Source organism: Pseudodesulfovibrio sp. (genome assembly GCF_028692895.1).
In the GTDB taxonomy this organism is placed as follows: domain Bacteria; phylum Desulfobacterota; class Desulfovibrionia; order Desulfovibrionales; family Desulfovibrionaceae; genus Pseudodesulfovibrio.
Window position 1 is genome coordinate 1 of the sequence record NZ_JAQUWN010000114.1, and the last position, 6,330, is coordinate 6,330.

The following is a 6,330-nucleotide window of genomic DNA, read 5'->3' on the forward strand; positions in this document are numbered from 1 at the left end:
GGTCACGGAGAGGTGGGGATTGAGCGGCACGGTCATCGGGCCGCGCTCCGGGTGGTCCACCACCACGGACTCCAGCCCCTCGGCGTCCTTGAGCCGGTAGAGGGCGGCCTGGAGCGCCTCGCCGCGCGCCCGTTCCTCGGAAAATCCTTCCAGCCGGGCCGCCTCTTCGTCGAGCTTGGCGAGGTTGCGCCGGATCTTCTTGCGCGCCCGTGAGAGCTGGACGCGTTCCGGCCGGTCCTCCGCCATCTCCAGCAGCGGAAAGAGGGTGCGCTCGCCATGGGCGTTGGCCGCCTCCAGGGCGGAGGCGAAGGCTTCGGCCCCGGCCACGGGCCAGGCCACGGGCGGCTGGGCCTCGCCTTCCGAGGTCTCCAGGTAAAAGGCGTCGGCCGTCCCCCCGGCCAGGGAGAGGTAGATGCTAAGGGCCTCGGGCAGGGGCCGCCGGGTCAGCTCGCGCCGCAGCGGCGGGGAAATCTGCGGGTAGTCGCGCCAGACGTCCGGGTCGTCGATGACGTCCTCCAGGGCGGGCCAGTCCGGTTGGCGGGTGTATCCCTCGTCCAGCTCTTCAATAAGGGAAAGCCCCTCCCGGCAGTCGAAGACCAGGAAGCGGCCGCAGGGCGGGTTGTCGCGCGGGGAGAGCTCCAGGGCGAGGCGCAGGGCGGGCCAGTCCGCATGCCAGGCGACGACCTTGCGGTTGGCCAGCCGTTTGCGGAACCACATGGCCATGGCCGCGACCTGCTGCGGATTGGCGGGCTTGGTGGGGGACAGAAAGAAATGGCCCGCCGATTTGGCGGGCCGGAACAGCAGGAAAAGCGGGGTGCCCGTGTTCTGGATCTTGACGGTCCAGACGTTGGGAGCCGGTTGGTGTATCTTGTCGATGCGCCGACCGCTCAGGAACGTGCCCAATTCCACGGCGAGGAAGCGGAAGAAGTTGGCTTCCATGGCGGAGGAGGAACGCGTTGCGGGGCGGCGGGGCGGCTAGTCGCCTCGGACGGCCTCGTCGGCTTCCTGTTTGCTCTTGCAGTTGATGCAGAGCGTGGTCATGGGCCGGGCCTTGAGGCGCGGGATGGATATCTCGTCGCCGCATTCCTGACAGATGCCGAATTCGCCGTCGTCGATGCGGTCGATGGCTTTCTGGATCTTCTTGATGAGTTTGCGCTCACGGTCCCGAAGCCGCAACGTGAAGGCTCGGTCGGACTCGGCGGTGGCCCGGTCGGCCGGATCGGCGTAAACCTCGCCGGATTCTGTCATGTCCTCGATGGTCGCCTCGCTCTTGCGCAGGATGTCGTCGAGCAAGCCGTTTAGGATATCCTTGAAATACTGGAGGTCTTTTGCTTCCATGTGTGCCTTCCTGAGATATCGGACGAAGTGTTTGAACCCATTGAATCCGTTTTTTATTACTGAATTAAAGCGCGTTGGTATACCAAAAAGAGCCCAAAAGTAAAGTCTTTCCATTAGCTGAAAAATTACGGGGGCTTCTTGACAGGCATTATCGCGAAAAAAATGAAAATTTAGGCTTGACTCCAGACAGGGGCGCGGGTAAACAATGCTTCGCTTCGTGAGCGGGAATAACTCAGCGGTAGAGTGCAACCTTGCCAAGGTTGAAGTCGCGGGTTCAAATCCCGTTTCCCGCTCCACCTTTAGGCGACATAGCCAAGTGGTAAGGCAGAGGTCTGCAAAACCTCCATTCTCCGGTTCAAATCCGGATGTCGCCTCCACTTCGCGGGAATAACTCAGTGGTAGAGTGCAACCTTGCCAAGGTTGAAGTCGCGGGTTCAAATCCCGTTTCCCGCTCCAGAAAATACAGGCCGTCCTCGGACGGCCTTTTTCTTTTCCTCTTCTGATTTTTCCTCTTCTGATTCTCCTCCTGCCGGTGGTCTCTTCCGAACCCCTGTCAAGCTGCCAAGTTATACCTTTATTACCCGTTTTGCCGCTTCCCATTGCCGTTTTCCCCTGGGCCGAAAACCGGGGTTATGCTCGCCGGGATTTCCGGGGATGCCCTCCGGGAACGAAACGCAAGGAGAAACGAGCATGAACGACCCCTATCATTGTGATTTGAAGCGCGGCCCGGATGGCCGCATCGTGGAGAAGACCGAAACCGTGGCGGGCAGGCCCACCACCTGGACCTACGCCTACGACAAGGCGGGTCGCCTGACCGGCGCGAAGCGGGATGGCCGGACCGTCTGCGACATCGGGTATGATCGGGAGGGCCGCCGCACCCGCGACTACTTCCCGCACCTGGACACGCACTACCGCAACTTCGAATACTCGCGCATGAGCAACCGGCTCCAGCGGGCGGGAAACAATGGCTACACCCATGACAAGAACGGGTTCCGGTCCATCTGGAACCATGGCGGGCAGTACACGCTCTACGAATACGGCCCGGACTACCGGCTCCTGAAGGCCGAAAAGCGCGAAACCGGCGAGGCCTTCGAGTTCACCCACGACGACCAGGGCCGCCGGGCGGTCAAGTACCGCAACGGCCAGCCCATGGAGGCCTATCGCTGGCTCGACCTCCTGCGTCTTGACGGCTTCCACGACGGCCATTCCGGCTACCGCTTCGCCTACCGCGACGGCGAGCGCACGCCCTACGCCATGCAGCGCGACGATGGAGCCGTGGCCTGCCTCTTCTACGACCAGGTAGGCTCCCTGAGGGTGGTTGCCGACAGTGACGGCGACGTGATAAAGGAGGTCCTGTACGACCCCTTCGGCGGAATCATCGAGGACACCAACCCCGGCTTCCGCATCCCCATCGGCTTCGCCGGAGGGTTGCACGACCGCGACCTGGGTTTCGTCCGCTTCGGCTGGCGGGACTACGACACCTTCACCGACAGGTGGACCGCGCCGGACCCGCTGGGCGACAAGGGCGGCGACCCGGATTGGTATGGTTACTGCTTCGATGATCCGGTCAACGGCGCGGACCCGCTGGGGTTGGAGACCCGTGGTCTTGGAGGAGGGCTCGCCCTTTCCGGATTCGGCCTTGGGCTCGGCGGCAATGCCATGATTTCGGAAGATGATAAAGGCGAACGAGTGTATGAACTCAGCTTTGAACATGGCACAACCAACGACTTCGGATTTGGAGCATCAGGGACCTACCAGAAAACCGACGCTGAAAGTGTAGACCAACTGAGTGGCAAATCGACGAGGATCGGTGGAGCAATCGCAATCCCAACACCAATAGGGGCGATAGGAGGTGGGGTAGAGCATATCGAGGGCAATGGCTACACTGGCAAAAATTTCAATTTGTCATGGAGTCCGAAAACCAAGTTGGAACTGCCCACAAAAAAAGCGACCGGGGCAATAACACATGAAAACACCTGGACCATAAAGGTACCCAAGATTGAACGCGAATACGAACCTGACCTGTGGTAGGTTCACAATTCCAGCCCGGGGGGTGGCCCCCGGGCGTTACCGGAGACCTATGGGCGAAGAACAATATATTTCGAACTCTGGAACGGGCATCTTCTTTTTTTACATGGAAAAATTCTGTTTATGCCTGGGATGCGCAATCCTTGGTGGAATCAGCTATCTTGACGGCCAACAAGGGGGGACCCTCTGGCATTGGTTTGTCCCGGCAGGCATCATCCTGCTTCTTGCGGCGGACTCCATTGGACTGCCCATAGGCCGAACGGATGATCGGATAACCTTTCATCGCCTTTGGCGCATATCCCGGCTGCAGATCAATGCCATCCGATTTCTTTGGATCAGCGAGGGCGTCTACTCGTCGCTTCCGAAAAAAAGCGGTCCAAGGCAATTGATCTGCCTGAGCATCCGCCCATGGGGATTGTACCTCTCCACTTGCGACAACATCAACGGCGTGGCCGACCAATTGGAGCCATACCGGACCCTTTGACCCTCTGACGTTCTGCGGCGTGGCGACTGGGCCGTGGCCTGCCTCTTCCACGCCCAGGCCGGTTCTCCGCCAGTGGTTGTCGATGGCGACGTGAGGTCCTGTACGACCCCTTCGGCGGAATCATCGAGGACACCAACCCCGGCTTCCGCATCCCCATCGGCTTCGCCGGAGGGTTGCACGACCGCGACCTGGGTTTCGTCCGCTTCGGCTGGCGGGACTACGACACCTTCACCGACAGGTGGACCGCGCCGGACCCGCTGGGGGACAAGGGCGGGGACCCGGACTGGTATGGCTACTGTCTGGATGATCCTGTGAACGGGAATGATCCGTTGGGATTATGGACAAACGAGTATGGCGAGGAAATCCCCAAAGGGAGGCCGATTACGGAATTTTATCCGGGGTTGGGCACACCCTTTTCAGCTATAGGGATGCAAAAAAACGTTAGAAAGGGTCTGCGTGATAAGAAATCGGACTACTCAGACGAAAATGATTGGGAGATGAGGCAGAATCTTGAGGACGAGGCCAAGAAATTTGGCTTCTGGGATGGTGTGTTTGGCACATATCGATTCAAAACTGATGAAAGTGCGGTTGAGCATTACACCAATAAGGCGAAAAGCAGGATTGGGAACAAGTAACATTTGGGGAGAGGCGGCGTTAAATCAATGTCGCCTCTCCATTGAGAACTATCATGAAAGATATCATGCTGTCGGTCGTTGTGCTGAGCTATGCCATACCCTTGGCATTCAAACTGGTGGATTTCGTCAAAGAAGACCGCTCCGGCTACTGGCTTGCTTCTCCTGTTTTGAGTGTATTGTTTCTTGTCGTCGCCAGTATTTTGACCGCTAAGGGTAGCGTTGTTTTTAAATACATAACCTGTGGTTACCTCATGCTTTGTGGCCTTTTCATGATCCCATGCTACTTTGCTCCTGCGATCGAAGGGCTGTCCATGCGTCTTTTCCTGGGTTCTTACGGGGTGTTGTGGATAGTTTCATCCATTTGGATTTTCCTCGCCTACCCGGATAGGCGGAAAACAACATCGGGCTGATCCGTTGCATTGGAGCCCCGCCGCGAGTTTGACCCGCCCCGATGATTTTCCGGTCGGTTCGGCGTTCTCCGGTACGGTCCGTGCACAGGGAGGGGGACGGCAATGTTTGCCCAACCTCAACCACAAGAAGCACATGAATCATACCGACAACAGGCGCCTGACGGGAGGGAGAGACACCGCACCGAAAGCCGCCGGGCTGTCGCCGCTGACCACGGCGGGCATGCAGGCCCGCAACTTCACCTCGGCCGCGCGGCCGCCGGAGTCGGGCATCGCCCCGGACTTCTATTCGCCGGACGCGCTGCTCTCGGACATCGAGCGCCTCTGCGACCCGGACAGCGAGGTGAGCGACCGCGAGCTGCTCAACGTGGCGGTGAAATTCTTCTTCGCCTACGTTCACGAGGGCGCGCATGCCGACAGCGTGCCCTACGGCGAGATCGCCGGGCTCTACGAACTCTTCGCGCGCCACCAGTCCCTGAACGAGCCCGCCGACGACATCGAGACCATGAACCGGCTCCGGCTCTGGTCTCCGGTGCTGCGCGTCCTGGCCGACGCCGCGCGCGCGGCCCACGTCATGCGGGCGGTCATCGGGGGGAAAGATGTTCCCCTGGCCACGGGCGGCCCCTTCGTGGGCGTGGACATCGGCGTGGGCACGGGCATCCTGCTCCTGGCCGAGCAGATCCGCGCCCGGCGCAGCGGATATGGGGATGTGCAGACCTACGGGTTCCAGGTGGACATGATGGCGGGCGAGCGGACCCATGACCTGGTCCGCAGCCTGGGCGCGGGCAGCCTGATGCTGGCCGACCCGGCCCGGCCGGACGCCTACGGCCTGCTCCGGGGCCGCGCCATCCAGTACGTGGCCAACGAGACCGTGGCGGGCATCCAGCCTCTGCTGCGGGCGGACAACTTCTTCGACAAGTACCGGGCGTTCTATGCCGCGGTGGGCGAGGAGGCGCGCGCCGCCGCCTATTTCCCCGAGGGGATCATCGCCCACAGCCGGTTGGACAACGCCTCGGTGATCCTCTCGCGCGACAACGCGTTCCAGGCTCCCAGGGAATACCTGAACGCCGAGTTCGTACCCCAGGGGCTGGTTATCGAGGGCGCGCTCCTGCCCATGCACCGGCTGGGCGCGGACTTCGGGCGCTACCTCGACTGACCATTACTAATATGAGAAGGATGACAAGCCCGGCCCCGCCGGGCTTTTTTCAGCCCCAGATGACGATGACGGCCGCGCCTGCAGTCATGATGACCGTGCCGATGAAGCGGAACAGGATGCCGCGTTCGTTGAACAGGACCCGGCCGTAGATCACCGAGAAGATGCCCGCCATGCGCTTGAGCGCCACCATGTAGGCGGCGCTGACCATGGAGATGGCCAGGTTGTGGCAGACGAGGTCGCCGAAGACGAGCAGCCCCGCGCCCAGGCCGAGGAGCGGCCGCT

6 protein-coding genes, 3 tRNA genes and 2 pseudogenes are annotated in these 6,330 nt (G+C 60.9%); 8 read left to right on the top strand and 3 right to left on the bottom strand.

The genetic code is table 11. The annotated features are described in order from the left end of the window. Both PHP91_RS16780 and dksA read right to left on the bottom strand, forming a co-directional pair. Positions 1 to 939, bottom strand: a pseudogene (locus tag PHP91_RS16780) (hypothetical protein); the annotation flags it as partial. Positions 940 to 975: 36 nt separating this feature from the next. Beyond that, positions 976 to 1,338, bottom strand: a complete 363-nt coding sequence (gene dksA / locus PHP91_RS16785) for an RNA polymerase-binding protein DksA (protein ID WP_300143530.1) — start codon at positions 1,336 to 1,338, stop codon at positions 976 to 978. 221 nt (positions 1,339 to 1,559) lie between these two features. On the opposite strand from dksA, the gene PHP91_RS16790 reads away from it, so the two are divergent. From PHP91_RS16790 to PHP91_RS16825, 8 genes are all read left to right on the top strand, one after another. Next, positions 1,560 to 1,634: transfer RNA gene (locus PHP91_RS16790), tRNA-Gly, on the top strand. A 6-nt stretch (positions 1,635 to 1,640) separates the two neighbouring features. Then, positions 1,641 to 1,715 (top strand) — tRNA-Cys (locus PHP91_RS16795). 4 nt (positions 1,716 to 1,719) lie between these two features. Then, a tRNA-Gly gene (locus tag PHP91_RS16800) sits at positions 1,720 to 1,794 on the top strand. 234 nt (positions 1,795 to 2,028) lie between these two features. Next, positions 2,029 to 3,369: an RHS repeat-associated core domain-containing protein gene (locus PHP91_RS16805; protein WP_300143533.1), complete on the top strand. Its 1,341-nt coding sequence runs from the start codon at positions 2,029 to 2,031 to the stop codon at positions 3,367 to 3,369. A gap of 49 nt (positions 3,370 to 3,418) precedes the next feature. Further along, the gene (locus tag PHP91_RS16810; protein ID WP_300143536.1) at positions 3,419 to 3,850 is read left to right on the top strand and encodes a hypothetical protein; all 432 of its coding nucleotides are present in this window, start codon (positions 3,419 to 3,421) and stop codon (positions 3,848 to 3,850) included. Positions 3,851 to 4,005: 155 nt separating this feature from the next. Then, positions 4,006 to 4,485, top strand: a complete 480-nt coding sequence (locus PHP91_RS16815; RefSeq protein ID WP_300143544.1) for an RHS repeat-associated core domain-containing protein — start codon at positions 4,006 to 4,008, stop codon at positions 4,483 to 4,485. A 53-nt stretch (positions 4,486 to 4,538) separates the two neighbouring features. After that, positions 4,539 to 4,895 (top strand): hypothetical protein, encoded by a 357-nt coding sequence (locus PHP91_RS16820; RefSeq protein ID WP_300143538.1) that lies wholly within the window; start codon positions 4,539 to 4,541, stop codon positions 4,893 to 4,895. Between the two features lie 133 nt (positions 4,896 to 5,028). Further along, positions 5,029 to 6,048: a hypothetical protein gene (locus tag PHP91_RS16825; protein ID WP_300143541.1), complete on the top strand. Its 1,020-nt coding sequence runs from the start codon at positions 5,029 to 5,031 to the stop codon at positions 6,046 to 6,048. Positions 6,049 to 6,097: 49 nt separating this feature from the next. On the opposite strand, the pseudogene PHP91_RS16830 reads toward PHP91_RS16825, so the two are convergent. Beyond that, a pseudogene (locus tag PHP91_RS16830) lies at positions 6,098 to 6,330 on the bottom strand (hypothetical protein); the annotation flags it as partial.